At 70.7% G+C, this 18,284-nt stretch carries 16 protein-coding genes and 1 pseudogene; 7 read left to right on the top strand and 10 right to left on the bottom strand.

The features are described from left to right. Window positions 1-1,506, top strand: a pseudogene (locus tag J0695_RS35300) (putative bifunctional diguanylate cyclase/phosphodiesterase); the annotation flags it as partial. On the opposite strand, the gene J0695_RS35305 reads toward J0695_RS35300, so the two are convergent. Further along, entirely contained in the window at window positions 1,476-2,378 is a 903-nt protein-coding gene (locus J0695_RS35305) for a LysR family transcriptional regulator (protein ID WP_206968859.1), read from the bottom strand. The pseudogene J0695_RS35300 and the gene J0695_RS35305 overlap by 31 nt on opposite strands. A gap of 85 nt (window positions 2,379-2,463) precedes the next feature. Here J0695_RS35305 and J0695_RS35310 point away from each other — a divergent pair, with 85 nt between their 5' ends. The 3 genes from J0695_RS35310 to J0695_RS35320 are packed head-to-tail and all read left to right on the top strand — an operon-like array spanning window position 2,464 to window position 5,880. Beyond that, window positions 2,464-3,171, top strand: coding sequence for a succinate dehydrogenase (locus J0695_RS35310; RefSeq protein ID WP_372445876.1), 708 nt, complete (start codon window positions 2,464-2,466; stop codon window positions 3,169-3,171). A 16-nt stretch (window positions 3,172-3,187) separates the two neighbouring features. Further along, entirely contained in the window at window positions 3,188-5,137 is a 1,950-nt protein-coding gene (locus tag J0695_RS35315) for a fumarate reductase/succinate dehydrogenase flavoprotein subunit (RefSeq protein WP_206968860.1), read from the top strand. Then, window positions 5,134-5,880, top strand: coding sequence for a succinate dehydrogenase/fumarate reductase iron-sulfur subunit (locus J0695_RS35320; protein ID WP_206968861.1), 747 nt, complete (start codon window positions 5,134-5,136; stop codon window positions 5,878-5,880). Before J0695_RS35315 ends, J0695_RS35320 begins: the two co-directional genes overlap by 4 nt. Here J0695_RS35320 and J0695_RS35325 read toward each other — a convergent pair. Beyond that, entirely contained in the window at window positions 5,870-6,727 is an 858-nt protein-coding gene (locus J0695_RS35325; protein ID WP_206968862.1) for a helix-turn-helix domain-containing protein, read from the bottom strand. The two genes, J0695_RS35320 and J0695_RS35325, sit on opposite strands and share 11 nt — an antisense overlap. A gap of 100 nt (window positions 6,728-6,827) precedes the next feature. Here J0695_RS35325 and J0695_RS35330 point away from each other — a divergent pair, with 100 nt between their 5' ends. Beyond that, complete coding sequence (locus J0695_RS35330; RefSeq protein WP_206968863.1) at window positions 6,828-7,388, top strand: YceI family protein; 561 nt, start codon at window positions 6,828-6,830, stop codon at window positions 7,386-7,388. Here the strand turns inward: J0695_RS35330 and J0695_RS35335 are convergent. From J0695_RS35335 to J0695_RS35345, 3 genes are read right to left on the bottom strand one after another with little or no spacing between them, the layout of a single operon-like run. After that, window positions 7,348-9,705 (bottom strand): ATP-binding cassette domain-containing protein, encoded by a 2,358-nt coding sequence (locus tag J0695_RS35335; protein WP_206968864.1) that lies wholly within the window; start codon window positions 9,703-9,705, stop codon window positions 7,348-7,350. The two genes, J0695_RS35330 and J0695_RS35335, sit on opposite strands and share 41 nt — an antisense overlap. Window positions 9,706-9,714: 9 nt before the next feature. Continuing rightward, the gene (locus J0695_RS35340; protein ID WP_206968865.1) at window positions 9,715-10,716 is read right to left on the bottom strand and encodes an MsnO8 family LLM class oxidoreductase; all 1,002 of its coding nucleotides are present in this window, start codon (window positions 10,714-10,716) and stop codon (window positions 9,715-9,717) included. A 43-nt stretch (window positions 10,717-10,759) separates the two neighbouring features. Further along, complete coding sequence (locus J0695_RS35345; protein ID WP_206968866.1) at window positions 10,760-10,987, bottom strand: dodecin; 228 nt, start codon at window positions 10,985-10,987, stop codon at window positions 10,760-10,762. A 204-nt stretch (window positions 10,988-11,191) separates the two neighbouring features. On the opposite strand from J0695_RS35345, the gene J0695_RS35350 reads away from it, so the two are divergent. Further along, on the top strand, window positions 11,192-12,454 hold the full coding sequence (locus tag J0695_RS35350) for an extracellular solute-binding protein (RefSeq protein ID WP_307798869.1): 1,263 nt from the start codon (window positions 11,192-11,194) through the stop codon (window positions 12,452-12,454). Here J0695_RS35350 and egtD read toward each other — a convergent pair. From egtD to egtA, 4 genes are read right to left on the bottom strand one after another with little or no spacing between them, the layout of a single operon-like run. Beyond that, entirely contained in the window at window positions 12,429-13,400 is a 972-nt protein-coding gene (egtD, locus tag J0695_RS35355) for an L-histidine N(alpha)-methyltransferase (protein WP_206968868.1), read from the bottom strand. The two genes, J0695_RS35350 and egtD, sit on opposite strands and share 26 nt — an antisense overlap. Further along, window positions 13,400-14,152 (bottom strand): ergothioneine biosynthesis protein EgtC, encoded by a 753-nt coding sequence (gene egtC / locus J0695_RS35360; RefSeq protein ID WP_206968869.1) that lies wholly within the window; start codon window positions 14,150-14,152, stop codon window positions 13,400-13,402. Before egtC ends, egtD begins: the two co-directional genes overlap by 1 nt. Next, on the bottom strand, window positions 14,152-15,495 hold the full coding sequence (egtB, locus tag J0695_RS35365) for an ergothioneine biosynthesis protein EgtB (protein WP_206968870.1): 1,344 nt from the start codon (window positions 15,493-15,495) through the stop codon (window positions 14,152-14,154). Before egtB ends, egtC begins: the two co-directional genes overlap by 1 nt. Further along, window positions 15,447-16,694, bottom strand: a complete 1,248-nt coding sequence (egtA, locus tag J0695_RS35370; RefSeq protein WP_206968871.1) for an ergothioneine biosynthesis glutamate--cysteine ligase EgtA — start codon at window positions 16,692-16,694, stop codon at window positions 15,447-15,449. Before egtA ends, egtB begins: the two co-directional genes overlap by 49 nt. A 126-nt stretch (window positions 16,695-16,820) precedes the next feature. On the opposite strand from egtA, the gene J0695_RS35375 reads away from it, so the two are divergent. Beyond that, on the top strand, window positions 16,821-17,654 hold the full coding sequence (locus tag J0695_RS35375; RefSeq protein ID WP_206968872.1) for a TIGR02452 family protein: 834 nt from the start codon (window positions 16,821-16,823) through the stop codon (window positions 17,652-17,654). Here the strand turns inward: J0695_RS35375 and J0695_RS35380 are convergent. Next, window positions 17,639-18,094: a type II toxin-antitoxin system PemK/MazF family toxin gene (locus tag J0695_RS35380; RefSeq protein WP_307798870.1), complete on the bottom strand. Its 456-nt coding sequence runs from the start codon at window positions 18,092-18,094 to the stop codon at window positions 17,639-17,641. The genes J0695_RS35375 and J0695_RS35380 overlap by 16 nt on opposite strands. Between the last annotated feature and the right edge of the window lie 190 nt (window positions 18,095-18,284).

The raw sequence follows: 18,284 nt of genomic DNA on the forward strand, positions 1-18,284 counted from the left end.
CGAGTGGGTCCACCCCGAGGACGCGCCCCATGTCTGGGGCCTGTACGGGGAGTTGGTGCGCGGCGAGCGTGACCACTACCGGGTCGAGAAGCCGTACTACCGCAACGACGGCACCGTGCTGTGGACCAACCTCACCGTCTCGCTGCTGCGCGACGCCGAGGGTGTGGCGCAGTACCAGCTGGCGCTCATGGAGGACACCACCGAGCGCCGGCTGCTCAATCTGCGGCTGCGGTACGAGGCGACGCACGACGCCCTCACCGGGCTGCCCAACCGCACGCTGTTCTTCGAGCGGCTCGACAAGGCACTCGCCGCCCGCGACAACATGCGCTTCGGCCTCTGCTACCTCGACCTCGACGNNACCGCCTGCTCGTCGAGGTCGCCGACCGGCTGCAGAGCTGTGCGACCGCACCCGGCGAGATGGTCGCCAGGCTCGGCGGCGACGAGTTCGTCGCACTCACCACGGGAAGCGACTCCGAGCGCGAGGTCGGCGAACTCGCCGCGCGCATCCTCTCGGTGCTCTCGATCCCGATCCGCCTGGACGGCCGCGAGCTGACCGTCCGCGGTTCCATCGGCATCGTCGAGGGCCCGACGGGGGAGCGCACAGCGGCCGAGGTGCTGCGCAGCGCCGACATCACCATGTACCGGGCCAAGGCGGCCGGCGGCAACCGTTACGAGATCGCCGACGCCGAGGCCGACGCCCGCGCCATCACCCGGCACGGGCTGACCATGGCGCTGCCCGCGGCCCTGGAGCGCGGTGAGTTCTTCATCGAGTACCAGCCGCTGGTGCACCTGGGCGACGGCAGTGTGCACGGGGCGGAGGCGCTGGTGCGCTGGCTGCATCCGCAGCACGGGGTGCTCGGCCCCGACCGCTTCATCCCGCTCGCCGAGCACACCGGGCTCATCGTGCCGCTCGGCCGCTGGGTCCTGGAGGAATCCGTACGGCAGGCGAGGTTCTGGGAGCAGCAGCTCCCGACGCACACCGACGGGGGGCCGCTGCGGATCAATGTGAACCTCTCTCCCACCCAGCTCCACCACCCCGGCCTGGTCGCCGACACGGTGGCCGTACTGGAGCGGTCGGGGCTCTCGCCCGCCGCGCTCTGCCTGGAGGTCACCGAGTCCGCGCTGATCGGCGCGGACGAGGATCTGCTGAAGCCGCTGCGGCAGCTCGCCGAGATGGGCATCGACATCGCCCTCGACGACTTCGGGACCGGCTACTCGAACCTCGCGAACCTGCGCAGGCTGCCGGTGAGCGTGCTCAAGCTCGACCGCTCGTTCACCCAGGGCATGCAGCAGCATCCGGCCGACCCGGTGGATCTGAAGATCGTCGAGGGGATCGTCTCGCTGGCGCACAGCCTGCAGCTGGCCGTGACCGTGGAGGGGGTGGAGACCGGGGCCCAGGCCGAACAGCTGCGGGAGCTCGGCTGCGACACCGCGCAGGGCTGGTACTACGCCAGGCCCGGCGCCCCCGACCGGATTCACACCCTGCTGCTGGCCGACGCCGTATGACTGGCCAGCAGTACCTCCTGCAGGACCCGGGCGGCGCGCGGCGGGGCCACGTCGCTGCGGTGCGCGAGTGCGATCGTACGGCGTAGACCCGGGCGGGCGAGGGGCGTGACGAGGAGGTCACGCCCGGCCCGTGCGGCCACCATGCTCGGGACCACGGCGACGCCCAGTCCTGCCCGTACGAAACCGAGCACCGCGTCCATCTCACCGCCCTCAACGGTGAAGTACGGCTCGAAGCCCTCTGCGCGGCAGGCCGAGAGGGTGAGATCGCGCAGGTCGTAGCCGTGCCGGAACATCACCATCGGCTCGCCCTCCAGATCGGCGATGCGCAGCGGTGAGCGCGGTGCGGGGGACGCGGCCGAGGAGACCACCACCAGATCCTCCTGCAGCAGCTCCACGGTGGTCAGCGCCGGGGACGGCGTCGGCAGCGGGAGCACGACCAGGGCCAGGTCGAGGGCGCCGCGCGCCAGTTCCCGTACGAGATCGTGCGAACCGCCCTCCTCGATCAGCAGCTGGATGCCGGGGTGCTGATCGTGGAAGGCGCGCAGCACGTCGGGGAGCAGTCCGGTGCAGAGGCTCGGCGTCGCCCCCAGGCGCACCCTGCCGCGCCTCAGCTGCGCCAGTTCCAGCACCTCGTGGCGTGCGGTGTCCGCGTCGGCGAGGATCCGGAGCGCGAGCGGCAGCAGCGCCTCCCCGGCGTCGGTGAGTGTGATGTTGCCCCTGGCCCGGCTGAACAGCTCGGCGCCGAGCTCCTTCTCCAGTGCCCGGATCTGCTGGGAGAGGGACGGCTGGGAGACGTGCACCTGCTCGGCGGCACGGGTGAAGTGCCGGGCCTCGGCGACGGCCACGAAATAGGTGAGTTGCTGGAACTGCATGCACACCATGATAGGTGATGGCTATGGATATGAGCTGGACCATGTCTTGGACCTCTGGGCTTGTGCGGCCCTAACGTCTGTGGTCATGGCACTGGCAACGCGGACGGACCGACGGCCGTCGATGGCGCGGACGCTTCTGAAATCGACCGTCGGCAAGAAAACGATCATGGCGGTGAGCGGCCTGATCATGCTGATGTACCTGGTCGTCCACATGCTCGGGAACCTGAAGATCTTCTTCGGGGCGGGGGAGTTCAACCACTACGCGCACTGGCTGCGCACGCTGGGCGAGCCGTTCCTGCACTACGAGTGGGCGCTCTGGCTCATCCGCGTGGTGCTGGTGGCGGCCGTCGTCGCGCACGCCGTTTCCGCGTACCAGCTCAGCAGGCTCGACCGGCGGGCCCGCCCGGTGGCGTACGCGCACAAGAGGCGGCGAGCGAGCTATGCGACGCGCACCATGCGCTGGGGCGGGATCATCCTGGCGCTGTTCATCGTCTGGCACCTCCTGGACCTGACGACCGGCACCGTGCACCCGGGCGGCTTCCAGGAGGGGCACCCGTACCAGAACGTCGTCGACACCTTCAGCACCTGGTACAGCGGCGTCATCTACATCGTCGCGATGCTCGCGCTCGGACTGCACATCCGGCACGGGTTCTGGAGCGCGGCCCAGACCCTGGGCGCGGGGAACGCCACCCGCGACCGCGTCCTCAAGGCCACGGCCAACGCGCTCGCGCTGGTGCTGACCGTGGGGTTCATCGCCGTACCCGTCGCCGTCATGACCGGAGTCGTGAGCTGACATGACCGAGGCTGATATGACTGAATACGCGCACTACGGGACCGGTGCCCCGGTCTCCGACACCAAGGCCCCCCAGGGGCCGGTCGCCGAGCGCTGGGACACCCGCCGCTTCGAGGCCAGACTGGTCAACCCCGCCAACCGGCGCAAGCACACCGTCATCGTCGTCGGCACCGGCCTGGCAGGCGGCGCAGCAGGCGCCACGCTCGCCGAACAGGGCTACCACGTCGTGCAGTTCTGCTACCAGGACTCCCCGCGAAGGGCGCACTCGATCGCCGCCCAGGGCGGGATCAACGCCGCCAAGAACTACCGCAACGACGGCGACTCCGTGCACCGCCTCTTCTACGACACCGTCAAGGGCGGCGACTTCAGGGCGCGGGAGTCCAACGTCCACCGCCTCGCCCAGATCTCGGTGGAGATCATCGACCAGTGCGTCGCCCAGGGCGTGCCCTTCGCGCGTGAGTACGGCGGCCTCCTCGACACCCGGTCCTTCGGCGGCGTACAGGTCTCCCGGACCTTCTACGCCCGCGGTCAGACCGGACAGCAACTGCTCCTCGGCGCCTACCAGGCGCTGTCGCGGCAGATCGCGGCCGGCACCGTCGAGATGCACCCGCGCACCGAGATGCTCGATCTGATCGTCGTCGACGGTACGGCACGCGGAATCGTCGCCCGCGATCTGATCACCGGGAAGATCGACACCTACTTCGCGGACGCGGTGGTCCTCGCCAGCGGCGGCTACGGCAACGTCTTCTACCTGTCGACCAACGCCATGAACTCCAACGCCACCGCGATCTGGCGCGCCCACCGGCGCGGCGCGCACTTCGCCAACCCCTGCTTCACCCAGATCCACCCCACCTGCATCCCGCGCACCGGCGACCACCAGTCCAAGCTGACGCTGATGAGCGAGTCGCTCCGTAACGACGGCCGCATCTGGGTGCCCAGGGCGCAGGGCGACGCCCGGCCCGCGAACGAGATCCCCGAGGACGAGCGCGACTACTACCTGGAGCGCATCTACCCCGCCTTCGGCAATCTCGTCCCGCGCGACATCGCCTCGCGCGCCGCCAAGAACGTCTGCGACGAGGGCAGGGGGGTCGGCCCCGGCGGCCAGGGCGTCTACCTGGACTTCGCCGACGCCATCGCGCGCATGGGCCGCAAGGCCGTCGAGGAGAAGTACGGCAACCTCTTCGACATGTACGCGCGGATCACCGCCGAGGACCCGTACGAGACCCCCATGCGGATCTACCCCGCCGTGCACTACACGATGGGCGGACTCTGGGTCGACTACGACCTCCAGACCACCATTCCCGGCCTCTTCGCCATCGGCGAGGCCAACTTCTCCGACCACGGAGCCAACCGGCTCGGCGCCTCCGCCCTGATGCAGGGCCTCGCCGACGGCTACTTCGTCCTGCCGTCCACCATCAGCGACTACCTCGCCCGCCACCCGCACCACGACGCGGTCGACGCGGCGCACCCGGCGGTGGCCGAGACCGTCGCCGCCACCCGGGAGCGTCTGGAGCGGCTGCTCGCCGTCGACGGGGACCGCACCGCAGACTCCTTCCACCGCGAGATCGGCGAACTGATGTGGGAGTTCTGCGGAATGGCCCGCACCGAGGAGGGCCTGCGCAAGGCCCTCGACCGTATCCCGCAGATCCGCGAGGAGTTCTGGCGCCGCATCAAGGTCCCGGGCACCGGCGAGGAGTTCAACCAGTCCCTGGAGCGCGCCAACCGCATCGTCGACTACCTGGAGCTCGCCGAGCTCATGTGCCTCGACGCCCTGCACCGCGCCGAGTCCTGCGGCGGCCACTTCCGCGAGGAATCACAGACCCCGGAGGGCGAGGCGGCCCGCCGCGACGAGGAGTTCGGCTACGCGGCCGCCTGGGAGTTCACCGCCACCGGCGTCGCCCCCGTCCTGCACAAGGAAGACCTCGTCTTCGAGTACGTCCACCCCACTCAGCGGAGCTACGCATGAAGCTCACCCTGCGCGTCTGGCGCCAGCAGAACGCCGACGCCCCCGGCACGATGGCCACCTACCCGGTCGACGGCATCTCGGAGGACATGTCCTTCCTGGAGATGCTCGACACCCTCAACGAGGAGCTCACCCTCAAGGGCGAGGAGCCCGTCGCCTTCGACCACGACTGCCGCGAAGGCATCTGCGGCGCCTGCTCCCTGGTCATCAACGGCGACGCCCACGGTCCCGAGCGCACCACGACCTGCCAGCTCCACATGCGCTCCTTCGACGACGGCGACACGATCGACGTGGAGCCCTGGCGGGCCGCCGCCTTCCCGGTCGTCAAGGACCTGGTCGTCGACCGTTCGGCCTTCGACCGGATCATCCAGTCCGGCGGCTACATCTCCGCCCCGACCGGCGCCGCGCCCGAGGCCCACTCCACCCCGGTCCCCAAACCGGACGCCGACTTCGCCTTCGAGCACGCCGAGTGCATCGGCTGCGGCGCCTGTGTGGCGGCCTGCCCCAACGGCTCCGCGATGCTCTTCACCTCGGCGAAGATCAACCACCTCAATGTGCTGCCGCAGGGCGCGCCCGAACGCGAGACCAGGGTCCTGGACATGGTCGCGCAGATGGACGAGGAGGGCTTCGGCGGCTGCACGCTCACCGGCGAGTGCGCCACCGCCTGCCCCAAGGGCATCCCGCTGCCGTCGATCGCCGCGATGAACAAGGAGTGGCTGCGGGCCACCCGCAAGGTCAGCCGCTGACCGCGCGCAGCGCGCCGGGACGGCGGCCGCCGAGCCGGTCCAGCGCCGTGGACGTCGCCTCGTCGGCGGGGAGATGGACTACCAGGCGCTGACCGTCCCGGCCGGGCAGTTCGAGGGTCTCGTACGCGAGCCTCAGCTGTCCGGCCTCCGGGTGCACCAGCCGCTCCACTCCGGCCAGAGCGGGCAACTCCGGCTGTCTGGTGAGCCGTTCGGTGAACGGGGCGCCCGCGGTGACGTTCAGTTCGTTGACGAGTTCCAGGGTGTACGGGTCGTTGCGGGAGATCTCGAAGCGCAGGCCCGCGGCGTACGCGTCTGCCACCCGGTCCCAGTCGGGGTAGGCCTCCCGGGCCACGGGGTGGGTGAAGACGTACCGGATCATGCTGGGCGGCCGGCCCTGCAGCATGCCGAGGGGACCGGCCAGGCGTTCGTACCCGCCGGTGTGGGCGACCACTTCGCTCAGCCGGTTCAGGAGTACCGCGGGGGTGGGCTCCAGACGGTCGAGCAGCGCCTGGACCGTGGGGCGCACCGAGCGGACCGGCGAATCGGCCCCCGGGCAGAGAAGGTGGCCGCTCTCCGCCTTCTTCAGCAGATGGCGCAGGCGCACCCGGGCGTCGGACGGGAGCCGCAGCGCGTCCGCCAGCGCCGACATGACCTGCGTGGACGGATGCCGGTCGCGTCCCTGTTCCAGCCGGGCGAGGTACTCGACGCTGATCCCCGCCAGCGTCGCCAGCTCGGAGCGGCGCAGACCGGGCGTGCGTCGGCGGGGGCCCTGGGGGAGCCCCACTTCCGAAGGTGTCACGGACTCGCGGCAGGAACGCAGGAAGGTCCCCAACTCGTTGTCGCTCACCGGCCGATGGTAACCGGCACCCCGCACCGGATGGTGGCCCTGTCACTACCAGTCTCAGCCGGGCCTTCCACGATCGTCACCGACTTGGCAGTGTGGGGGCATGACTTCAGAGACCGGCACCACAACGTCCCCGCTCCCGCTCCCGCTGGCCGCAGGCCACTGGGAGATCGACACCAACCACTCGGAGGTGGGCTTCACCATCCGCCACCTCGGAATCTCCAAGGTGCGCGGACACTTCGGGCAGGTCGACGCCGCACTGGTCGTCGGCGAAACGATCGAGGAGAGCTCGATCACCGCAACCGTCGCTCTCGGCTCGATCGACACCGGGAACCCGCAGCGCGACGAGCATGTGCGCTCCGCCGATCTGCTCGACGTCGAGAAGCGGCCGACCATGACCTTCCGCTCCACCAAAGCTTCGGGCGACGGCGAGGAGTGGGTGCTGGAAGGCGACCTGACCATCGGTGACGTCACCAGGACCGTCACCTTCGAGGTGGAGTTCGGCGGGGCCGTGGACTTCGCCGACAACCGCAAGCACGCCGGATTCGAGGCCAAGGGCGAGATCCGCCGCAGCGACTTCGGCCTGAACTTCGGCGGAGCGGACGCCCTGCTCGGCGACGTCGTCAAGATCCAGCTGGACGCGCAGTTCCTGTCACCCGCCTGAGGTAGGGCGCGGTGCGGCTGCCGGGAGCGCCGGACACTTCGGCCGGCGTACCCTCGGCGACGATCCGCCCGCCTTCGTCACCGCCTCCGGGCCCGAGGTCGATCACCCAGTCCGCGCCCGCCACCACCGTCATGTCGTGCTCGACGACGACCACCGAGTGCCCCGCGTCGACCAGACCGTGCAGCTGACGCATCAGGACCTCGACGTCGGCCGGGTGCAGTCCGGTCGTCGGCTCGTCCAGTACGTACAGGGTGTGGCCGCGCCGGACGCGCTGGAGCTCGGAGGCCAGTTTGATGCGCTGGGCCTCGCCCCCGGACAGTTCGGTCGCGGGCTGCCCCAGCCGCAGATAGCCGAGCCCCACGTCGAGCAGGGCGCGCAGGCTGCGTACGGCGGCGGGGGAGTCGGTGAAGAACACGGCGGCGGACTCGACGGTCAGGTCCAGGACCCCGGCGATGTCGAGCCCCTGGTGGGTGATCTCCAGGGTCTCCGGGTTGTAGCGCGCCCCGTGGCAGTCGGGGCAGGCGGCGTAGGTGCTCGGCAGGAACAGGAGCTCGACCGAGACGAACCCCTCGCCCTGGCAGGTCTCGCACCGCCCGCCGGGCACATTGAAGGAGAAGCGCCCCGCCTTGTAGCCGCGCGCCCGCGCCTCGTCGGTGGCGGTGAACAGTTTCCGTACGACGTCGAAGAGACCGGTGTACGTGGCGAGATTGGACCGCGGCGTACGGCCGATCGGTCTCTGATCCACTGTCACCAGCCGTTCCACGCCCGGTAGTTCCTCGGTGATCTCGCCGACGAGCGTGGACTTGCCCGAGCCCGAGACGCCGGTCACCGCGGTGAGGGCGCCCAGTGGGATCTCCGCCAGGAGACCGTCGAGGTTGTGCCGGGTGACGGGGCCGATCTCCAGCCGGCCCGACGGTGTGCGGGGCTCGTGCGCGGCCGGCGGTCCTTCGGCGAAGAGGAAGCGCCGGGTCACCGATTCCGCCACCCCTGCCAGCTCCGCGGGCGGACCGCTGTGCAGCACCAGACCGCCGTGCTCGCCGGCCAGCGGGCCCACGTCGACGAGCCAGTCCGCGCGCCGTACGACGTCCAGATGGTGCTCGACGACGAAGACCGAGTTGCCCGACGCCTTGAGCCGGTCGAGGACCACCAGGAGGGCCTCGGTGTCGGCCGGATGGAGCCCCGCGGACGGTTCGTCCAGGACGTACACCACGCCGAAGAGCCCGGAGCGCAGCTGCGTCGCCAGCCGCAGCCGCTGCAGCTCGCCGGAGGACAGCGTCGGGGTGGTGCGGTCCGGGCTGAGATAGCCCAGGCCCAGTTCGGTGACGACCTCGATGCGCGCCAGGAGGTCCGCGGTCAGCACCTTGGCTGTCTCGTCCCGCTGCTCCCCGCCCAGGACCTCGGCCAGCTCGGAGAGCGGCAGCGCCGCGAGTTCGGCGATCGTACGGCCCGCGAAGGTGACCGCCAGCGCTTCGGGCCGCAGCCTGCTGCCGCCGCACACCGGGCAGGGCTCGCTCGCCAGGAAGCGTTCGGCCTTCGCGCGCAGCGGCTGGCTCTTGGAGTCGGCGAAGGTGTGCAGGACATAGCGCCGGGCGCTCATGTACGTGCCCTGGTACGGGCGTTGGATGCGTCCCGCGTCGCGCACCGGGTCCACGGTGACGACGGGCTGCTCGTCGGTGAACAGGATCCAGTCGCGGTCCTGCTGAGCGAGCTCACGCCACGGCCGGCCCACGTCGTACCCGAGTGCGTCCAGTACGTCGCGCAGGTTCTTGCCCTGCCAGGCGCCGGGCCAGGCGGCGATCGCGCCCTCGCGGATCGACAGGGACGGATCGGGGACGAGCAGTTCCTCGCTGGTGCGGTGGACGCGGCCCAGACCGTGGCACGAGGGGCAGGCGCCCGCCGCCGTGTTGGGCGAGAAGGCGTCCGAGTCGAGGCGGCCCGCGCCCGCCGGGTAGTCGCCCGCGCGCGAGAACAGCATCCGCAGGGAGTTGGAGAGCGTGGTGACCGTGCCGACCGAGGAGCGCGAGGTGGGCGTCGAGCGGCGCTGTTCCAGGGAGACAGCGGGCGGCAGGCCGCTGATCTCGGTGACCTTCGGTGCGCCGACCTGATGGATCAGCCGGCGCGCGTACGGGGCGACCGACTCGAAGTAGCGGCGCTGGGCCTCCGCGTAGACGGTGCCGAAGGCCAGCGAGGACTTGCCGGAGCCCGAGACCCCCGTGAAGACGACGAGCGCATCGCGCGGGATGTCCACGTCGACGCCGCGCAGATTGTGCTCGCGGGCGCCACGGACACGTACGAACGGGTCATGAGGGCTTTGCATACCGGAATTCTAGGCCGTGATCCTCGCCAGCCGCCGGTAGGAGTCGAGCAGGGCCCCGCGGTCGAAGGTGCTGGTCGTGACCAGGTACTCGTCAGCGCCACTGCGGCCGATGATCTTCTCCAGGCCGTCCGCGACCTCCTCCTCGGTGCCGTGGAGCTGACCGCGAAGGGCCTCGTCGAAGAGGGTGCGCTCGCGGTCGGTCATCGGGAGTCCGAGGATCTTCTCGGCGGGCGCGAGCGGCGGGAATTCCCCGTGCGTACGCGAATACGCCGTGGACCAGGCCTCCGGGAGCAGGATCCGCCGGGCCTCCTCCGTGGTCTCCGCGACGGCGACCGTCCCGGAGAGGACGACGTACGGGCGCTCGCCCCACGCGGAGGGCCGGAAGCTGTCCCGGTAGGCGTCCACGGCGCGCAGCATCGCCTCCTCGCCCCGTACGGCCGCGATCACCAGCGGCAGCCCTGCCGCAGCGGCGACCTGCGCGCCCGCACCCGTGGCCAGGACGAAGGCGGGCACCCGCAGCCCCTCCGCGGGGCGGGCGTGGACCTGGGGATGCGCGCTCTGGTCGCCGGTGAAGTAGCCGAGGAGTTCGGTGAGCTGCGCGGAGAAGTCCCTGGCGTCCTCCTTGTCCCGGCCCAGCGCCCTGCGTATCCCGTCGGTGAACCCCACGGAACGGCCCAGGCCCATGTCGATACGGCCGGGGAAGAGCGCCTCCAGCACCCCGAACTGCTCCGCGACGACGAGGGGCTGGTGATTGGGCAGCATGACGCCGCCCGTGCCGACCCGGATCACCGAGGTCGCCGCGGCCACGGCAGCCGCGAGCACCGTCGGCGCCGAGCCCGCGACCCCGGGCACGCTGTGGTGCTCGGATACCCAGAAGCGGTGGTATCCGAGCGCCTCGGCCTCCCGGGCGAAGGCCACGGTGTCGCGCAGCGCCTGCGGTCCTTCATGGCCTTCGCGGGTGCGCGAGCGGTCCAGTACGGAGAAGCGGGTGTCCGCGATCACAGTGCTCACACAGGGTTCAACATTCTCGCGGCGTGCGCATTCCCCGGGGCGGTCAGCCGCCGTCCTGTTCGCCGTCGTCGAGGCGGAAGCCGACCTTGAGGCCGACCTGGTAGTGCTCGACCTCGCCGTCCACGATGTGGCCGCGTACCTGCGTGATCTCGAACCAGTCGAGGTTGCGCAGTGTCTGCGCGGCGCGGCGTACACCGTTGCGCACGGCCTGGTCGATGCCTTCGTGCGAGGTGCCGACGATCTCGGTGACCCGGTAGGTGTGGTCCGACATGGGCGTCGCACTCCTTTCGTCGTGTCACTCCAAGGTGCCCCAGTGAGCCGCGGTGCGCGAGAGATCGGGCGAAGGAACGCTCCGTAACCTCTTGACCTACGCATTGGTACAGACCAAAATCCATCCACACACCCGAACAAGCCATTCGCGCTTCCCCCACGTCGGGTCATGTACTGCCGTGCCCGTACGACAGAGGTGACCTCCGTGAACAACCGCATCATCGCGGGCTGTACAGCTCTCGTGTCCTTGGCCGTGCTCACCGGCTGCGGCCTTCTCCCCGGCAACAGCAGCGGCACCAAGACCGTGACCGTCTGGCTGATGAAGGACAGCGCCACCGACGACTTCGTCCAGCGCTTCAAGAAGGCGTACGAGACGGAACACGGCGACATCAGGCTCGACATCCGGATCCAGGAGTGGGCCGGCATCGGTGGCAAGGTCACCGCGGCGCTGAAGAGCAAGGACGGGAAGGGGGTGCCCGATCTGATCGAGGTCGGCAACACCCAGGTGGCCCAGTACGCGGACAGCGGCGGCCTGCGCGATCTCACCCTGGAATCGCTGCGGGACCTCGGCAGCGATGACTGGCTCGCCGGTCTCGCCGACCCGGGGGCCATCGACGGCGCACAGTTCGGCATCCCCTGGTACGCCGCCAACCGTGTCGTCATCTACGACAAGCAGCTCTTCGAGCAAGCCGGCATCAAGCATCTGCCGAAGACCCGCGAGGAGTGGCTGCAGGACACCGCGGACCTCAACGGCGCGCAGCGGCAGGGCATCTACCTGGCCGGCCAGGACTGGTACACCCTCTCCGGATTCATCTGGGAGGAGGGCGGGGACCTCGCGGAGGGCTCGGGCGGCAACTGGACAGGGACGCTGAACAGCCCGGCCGCGCTCAGGGGCATGGAGTTCTACAAGCGGCTGCAGGCCCTCGGCAGGGGACCCAAGACCGCCGACGAGGCCCACCCCTTCCAGTACGAGGTCTTCGCCAAGGGTGATGTCGCCCAGATCATCGCCACGCCCGGCACGGTGAAGACCATCGAGAAGCTCAACCCCTCGATGAAGGGCAGGCTCGGCTACTTCCCCATCCCCGGCAAACGCGCGGGCAAGCCGAGCGCGGTCTTCATCGGCGGATCCGACCTGGTCGTCCCCGACAAGGCCCCGCAGGGCGACGCCGCGGTCAAGGTGGTCGAGGCGCTGGCCGGCGTGAAGTGGCAGACCGACCTGGCGCGCACCATGAGTTACGTACCGAACAAGAGCTCCCTGGCCCGGGCCGTCGCGGACGACCCGGGCGCGGCGGCGATGGCCGCGGCCGCCGCACGCGGCCGGGCCACCCCCAACTCGCCCCGGTGGGCCGCGGTCGAGGCCGACAACCCCATCAAGGCCTATATGACGGAGGTCCTCATCGGGGGCGACCCCGAGAAGGCCGCGAAGACCGCGTCGGCGCGCATCACCGAACTGCTGGCGGACTACTGAGCGAGAGCGCGAACCGGCCCGCGGGGTCCGTCCACCACTGCCGCATGTCGAGCCCCGCGGCCGCGAGTTCGCTCCTGACACCCTCCTGCCGGAACTTCGCCGACACCTCGGTGCGCATCTCCTCGCCCTTCTCGAACTGCACCACCAGGTCCAGCTCGGGAATCTTCACGGTGAGCGCGGTGCGGGCGCGCAGCCGCATCTCGATCCACTCGTGTTCCCGGTCCCAGCGGGCGACATGGTCGAAGTCGGACGCGTCGAAGTCCGCCCCGAGCTCGCGGTCGATGACGGACAGGACGTTCTTGTTGAACTCGGCCGTCACCCCGGCCGCGTCGTCGTAGGCCGCGACCAGTACGTCCTCGTCCTTCACCAGGTCGGTGCCGAGCAGAAGGCTGTCGCCGGGTTCGAGGAGCCCGCGCACCGCCTTCAGGAAGACGGCGCGCTCGGCGGGCAGCAGGTTGCCGACGGTGCCGCCGAGGAACGCCACCAGGCGCGGGCCCGGCGCCTGGGGGAGGACGATCGAGCGCGTGAAGTCGGCGATCAGCGCATGCACAGTGAGGCCGGGGCGTTCGGCGAGCAGCGCCTCGGCTGCGGCCGTCAGGGCGCTCTCGCTGACGTCGACCGGAATGTAGCTGTGCAGGTCCGGCAGCGCGTCGAGAAGGTGCCGGGTCTTGTCCGACGAGCCCGAACCCAGTTCGACCAGGGTGCGGGCGGCTGTCGCCGCCGCGATCTCGCCGGAGCGTGCGACGAGGATCTCGCGCTCGGCACGTGTCGGGTAGTACTCGGGGAGAACGGTGATCTCCTCGAAGAGCTCGCTGCCGCGCGCGTCGTAGAACCACTTGGGCGGCAGCGACTTCGGTGCGGAGGTCAGTCCGTCGAGGACATCGGCGCGGAGCGCGGCGTCGGTGGCGTCCTCGGGCAGGGTGCGGGTGAGCTGGAACGGGGGCACTATGCGGGCTCCTTGAGGGGAGTGAGCAGGACATCGGTGCGGGTGGCGGCGAGCAGGGTGCGGTCGGGCACCTGCTGCCAGTGCGGATCGTCGTCGTACGGCTCGGAGGCGACCACGGTGCGGCGGCCCGGCTCGGCGAGGTACCAGAGGGTGTCGCCCCAGGCGGTCGCGCAGACCGCCTCGCCGTCCGTCAGCAGCAGGTTGAGCCGTGAGCCCGGTGCCGCGGCGGCCACCTCGGTGACGGTGTCCGCCAGGGCCTGGCCCATCTCGTCGCCGTCCCGCAGCCGGTGCAGGACCAGAGCCCAGATCAGCGCCGAGTCGCAGCGCGCCTGCAGCGTGAGCAGTTCGTCGGCCGGGAGACGGGCGGCGAGCGGCGCGACCGCGCCCGGCCAGCCCCTGACCGCGCCGTTGTGGCTGAACAGCCAGGGCCCGGCGGCGAAGGGCGCCGCCGCCGCCTCACCGTCCGCGCCCGCCTCGGTGGCATCGCGTACGGCACCGAGCAGGGCCGTCGTGCGGACCACCCGGGCGACATCGGCGAAGGAGAGATCGGCCCAGATGGGGCCTGCGCGCCGGTAGCGGGCGGGCACCGGGTCCTCTTCGGCGTACCAGCCCACGCCGAAGCCGTCGGCGTTGACGGTCCCGTGCTTCTGGAGCCGGGGCTCCCAGGACTGCCGGTACAGCGCGTGCAGCGGCTTCACCAGGATGTCGCCCAGCGGTACGGGCGGACCGAGGTAGGCGAGATGACGGCACATCAGGCGTCCCTCGCGGTACGGAATCCGGAGAAGATCTGACGTCGTACCGGCAGGTCCCAGTTGCGGAAGGTGCCCCGGCAGGCCACCTCGCCGACGGCGAACGAACCGCCGCGCAGCACCTTGTGCTCGGGGCCGAAGAACACCTCGGAGTACTCGCGGTAGGGGAAGGCGGCGAAACCGGGATACGGCAGGAAGTCGCTGGACGTCCATTCCCATACGTCGCCCGTCAACTGCCTTACACCCAGGGGTGATTCCCCGGCCGGATAGGCGCCGGCGGGCGCCGGCCGCAGATGGCGCTGGCCCAGATTGGCCCGCTCCGGGGTGGGATCCTCGTCACCCCACGGGAAGCGCGTCGAGCGACCCGAGACCGGGTCGTGCCGTGCCGCCTTCTCCCACTCGGCCTCGGTCGGCAGCCGCCGTCCTGCCCAGCGGGCATAGGCGTCCGCCTCGTACCAGCTCACATGCAGCACGGGTTCGTCCAGGGGTACGGGTTCCACCACACCGAAACGGCGGCGCAGCCAGGTCCCGGCGTCGCGGTGCCAGAACAGCGGTGCGCCGATGTCGTGGGTCCGGATCTGCTGCCAGCCGGCCTCGGCCCACCAGCGCTCCTGCGTGTACCCGCCGTCCTCCATGAAGCGCAGATACGCACCGGCCGTGACCGGAGTCGTGTCGATGTGGAAGTCCGGCACATGGCGCTGGTGCGCGGGCCGCTCGTTGTCCAGCGCCCAGGGCTCCGTGGAGGTGCCCATGGTGAACGGGCCGCCGGGGACGAGGACTTCGGGCTCGAGGCCGGTGGTGTCGCCGGCCGGCGGCTCGGGTGCGCTCAGCGCGGCGGGCCCCTTGCGCAGCTGATGGGTGATCAGCATGGTCTCGTCGTGCTGCTGTTCGTGCTGCGCGATCATCCCGAAGGCGAAGGCCGCGTCCAGCAGCGGCCTGCCGTGCATCGGGATGCTCTCCAGGAGGTCCAGGACCCTGCCCCGTACGTCCGAGGCGTAGCGGCGCGCCTCGTCGGGGGCGAGGAGCGGCAGGGACGGGCGGCTGGCGCGCGGATGCTCGAAGGCGTCGTAGATCGAGTCGATCTCGGGGCGGATCGCGTCGCGTCCCGCGACGGTCCGCAGCAGCCATTGCTCTTCCTGGTTGCCGATGTGTGCCAGGTCCCAGACCAGGGGTGACATCAACGGCGAGTGCTGGGAAGTCAGTTCGTGGTCCTCGACGCTGGAGGTGAGCAGCGAGGTGCGGTCGCGTGCGGTGGTGAGCGCATCGAGGGCGCGGAGTCTCAGGGTCTCCGGGTCGGTCACTGGTCCATGTCCTTCGTCTCGTGCGGCTGGTCGTCGGCGGGACATCGGCCGCGTACGACATAGCGGGCGGCGAAGCCGGCCACCGCGTCGCACACGGCGGTCGATGCGCCGAGCCGGAGAAGTGCCTCCAGTGCGGTGGCGAAACAGACGGCCGCCGCCGCGTGCAGTTCGGGATCGGCGAGTCCGTGCTGTGCGGCACTGCGCCAGAGCGGATTGCGCGGGGCGGGAAGCGGACCGGCCGTCTCGGCAAGGGGTTTCACCACCCGGTAGACGGTCTCGGCCGCCTCCGGATCGTCGAAGAGCGCCGCGGTGACGGCGAGCGGGACGATCCAGCCGTCCTCGCCGGGCTGGGCGTCGATCATCCGCAGTTCGAGATGGCCGCGGGGCCGTACCGGCGGGAAGAGGGTGGTGATGTGGTAGTCGAGGTCGGCGCGGGTCGGCGGTCGCGGGCCGCCGCCCCGCAGCCAGCCGCGGAAGGTGAGCCCTTCGGGCACCTGCCAGGGACCCTCGTCCTGGCGGATGCACATCACCGGGGTGTCGAGCACCTGCTCGGTCCAGGCGGCCCGCGGCTCACGGTCCAGGGCCGGCGCCAGGGAGCGGCGCGGATCGAGGTCCGCCCACTGGGCCTGCCGGGTGGAGCGCCATCCGGTCGAACGACCGTGAGCGCGTGGTGAGTTGGCGAATGCGGCCACCAGTACCGCTCCGAGCAGATGCGCCGTACGCCACCGTCTGCCGAGCCCCAGCGGGCCCGGCTCCTCGTGCCCGGCGTCCAGACAGACCTGGACGGAGGCCGAGCCGCGCATCATCGAACGGCCGGCCGTGCCGTAGCGGTCGAAGTACGACTCCATGGCGTCGTACCTCGGTTCGCGCAGCACCCTGTCCTGGGCGTGCCAGGGTTCCTGGCCGATTCCGGTGAGGGTGAGTTCCGCGGCGCGCAGTGAGGTGCGTACGGCGTCGAGGTCCGCGGAGACGGTGCTGATGAGCTCCGTGAGGGATGCGGCGGGGAGCGAGCTGAGCTCCAGCTGGCCGCCGGGTTCGAAGGTGAGGGCCGAGGTGAGGGGCAGGGCGCGCAGTGCGCCGTACGCCGCTTCACGACGGGCGGTGGAGACGGGCAGTCGCGGATCGCGCAGGTCGTGGACGAGCCATTCGAGCTCGACGCCGATCCTGCTCGGCGGTCCGGTCTTGAAGCAGATACATCGGAGTAAGTCCTCTGCGCCGGACTCACTCAAGGGCTGTTCGGGCATGATCGGTTGCCTCCTCGCGAGGTGCTCCGTCCCACCTAAGCCACTGCTGCGAGTTCGCACAAGAGTGCCCTTTCGGGGAACAAATTCTGTTGCGGAGGCGTTCGTTGGCCGTTCATGATGCGGCATATGAGTGCACGACTGCGCGGTATCGCGAAGGAGACGGAGAAGATCGTCGAGGCCGGCGCCTACCGGTCGCCCGACGGCCGCGAGGTGTCCATCGCCGACGCCCTGAAGGCCGCCCTCACAGGCACCCGCATGTACGGCCCCGAGCCGGTTCCCGCAGGTGTACGGACCGACGCCCGCACGGAGTTCGAGGTCACGGGGGAGAGCAGCACGCAGGCGGCCGCCCGGATGACCGCCGAGCGGCCCGGCGCCGTCGCCGTCCTCACCTTCGCCTCCGCACGCAATCCCGGCGGCGGGTACCTCAACGGCGCCCAGGCCCAGGAGGAGGCGCTCTGCAGGGCCTCCGCCCTCTACGCGACCCTGCTGCGCGTCCCGGGGTTCTACGCCCACCACCGCGCCGACCGCAGCCCCTTCTACACCGACCGGGTGATCCACTCACCGGGGGTCCCGGTCTTCAGGGACGACCGCGGCCGGCTCCTGTCCACACCGTTCTCCGTGGGGTTTCTCACATCGCCCGCGCCCAACGCCGGTGTGATCAGGTCCCGTTCGCCCGAGGACGCGCACCGGATCCCGGAGGGTCTCGCGGTACGCGCCGAACGTGTGCTGGAGACCGCGGTGGCCTGCGGCTATCGGCGGCTCGTCCTCGGAGCCTGGGGCTGCGGGGTGTTCCGCAACGATCCGGCCCGGGTGGCGGAGGCGTTCCGGACCCACCTCACCGGGGAAGGCCGGTTCGGCGGCCACTTCGAACAGGTCGTCTTCGCCGTACTCGACCGTGACCCCGCATCGGCCACCCGGGCCGCGTTCGCCGACGCCTTCGCTGCTCACTCCCAGCCGTAACGCTCCGTCAGCCGCTGGACGACGGTGTCGAAGCGGGGCCTGTCGAGCGCGCACGCCTCGCGCCGCATCCCCTCCTCGTGCACCCGCAGCACACGGTCGAGATCGACCCAGGACTCGCGGCCCTGGCCGTCCCACTGGCCCGAACCGATCGCGATCCACTCGCGGTCGGAGTCATGCCGCTTGCTGGAGAGGCGGACCGCGAGCAGGGTGCCCGCCTCTTCGCGCGCCACCACGAGCACCGGGCGGTCCTTGCCGCGGCCGTCGTTCTCCTCGTACGGCACCCAGGTCCAGACGATCTCGCCGGGATCGGGATCGCCGTCACGGTCCGGTGCGTACGAGGTACGCACCGGACCAGTGGCCCGGGGGTCGGCCTCGGTCGTCGCGGCGGGGCCGCTGCTGCCGGGCAGTTCGGTCTGGTCGTCATTCAGGGAGGTCGTCACGCGGGCCAGGTTAGAACCTGTACGGACTAATCCGCAGAGCGGGCTCGCCGATCGGGCACCAGGCTCGGTCCATGGTCATTGCGCTCATTCGACGGACCGCCGTGCTCGCCGCCTCCGGTCTGCTGCTCGGAGCGGCCTGCCCGCCGGACCCCGCTCCCCGGCCCGCCGCCCGGCCCGCACCCGCTCCCGC

It is taken from the genome of Streptomyces beijiangensis (assembly GCF_017315755.1).
In the GTDB taxonomy this organism is placed as follows: Bacteria; Actinomycetota; Actinomycetes; order Streptomycetales; family Streptomycetaceae; genus Streptomyces; species Streptomyces beijiangensis.